The following is a 243-nucleotide window of genomic DNA, read 5'->3' on the forward strand; positions in this document are numbered from 1 at the left end:
GATTGGGCCAGCGAATCATTCATCTGCTGACCACCCAGACCAACTCCGGGCAACTGTACGAAGTGGATATGCGCCTGCGACCGTCAGGCGCTTCCGGTCTGTTGGTCAGTTCCCTGGGGGCGTTTGCCCGTTATCAGGAAAATGAAGCCTGGACCTGGGAGCATCAGGCTCTGGTGCGGGCGCGGGTATTGGTGGGCAGCCAGGACGTTGGTCGTGCTTTTGAGCAAGTGCGGGCCCAGGTAT

The 243-nt window shown here is 60.1% G+C and carries 1 protein-coding gene; it reads left to right on the plus strand.

All coding sequences use genetic code 11. From position 1 onward, the window contains the following. The coding region (locus AAEY78_RS14615; RefSeq protein ID WP_352340183.1) for a hypothetical protein at window positions 1-243 on the plus strand (243 nt) is incomplete at both ends.

The sequence above is a fragment of the Psychrobacter sp. 16-MNA-CIBAN-0192 genome (assembly GCF_040309565.1).
In the GTDB taxonomy this organism is placed as follows: domain Bacteria; phylum Pseudomonadota; class Gammaproteobacteria; order Pseudomonadales; family Moraxellaceae; genus Psychrobacter.